The sequence below is a fragment of the Thermococcus sp. ES12 genome, assembly GCF_012027515.1.
Lineage (GTDB): Archaea > Methanobacteriota_B > Thermococci > Thermococcales > Thermococcaceae > Thermococcus > Thermococcus barossii.
Window position 1 is genome coordinate 1 of sequence record NZ_SNUP01000060.1, and the last position, 454, is coordinate 454.

1 pseudogene is annotated in these 454 nt (G+C 41.6%); it reads left to right on the top strand.

From position 1 onward, the window contains the following. Positions 1-321: pseudogene (locus E3E37_RS11025) on the top strand (nucleotidyltransferase domain-containing protein); the annotation flags it as partial. Between the last annotated feature and the right edge of the window lie 133 nt (positions 322-454).

A 454-nucleotide genomic window follows, 5' to 3' on the forward strand; every position in this document is an offset into this window, starting at 1 on the left:
CCGGGAATCATCATTAGCGGCTTTTCTCTAATCAGGGGAAAGCCGGTTCATGAGCTTATGAATGGGGAGGGTTATAGTCTCTTTAACATAAGTGTGCAGAGGCTGAACAGGACCCAGAGGAAGAAGTTCAACTACGCCCTTAAAGGGAGAAGTGGTAAAGAGGGCGTTCTCAAAGAGCTTGGAGGAATATTCTTGGCTCCTTGGGTGGTTTTAGTTCCCATAGAAAATACCTATAGGTTCAGGGAGTTCCTAGACTATTGGGAGGTAGAGTATGAGGTTTATCTAATGTATGGAATAAAGAGTATGGTCAAAAGGTTATAAATTAGCTTTAGGTGGTAGAAATGAGCCAGAAAAATAACAAAGGTGTTCCAACTCATTTGCGAAAAAAAAGTCTTGGAGATGTACAATTATTCTTGTGCGAAGTGCGGGTATGCGTATCTTGAGATACACCATA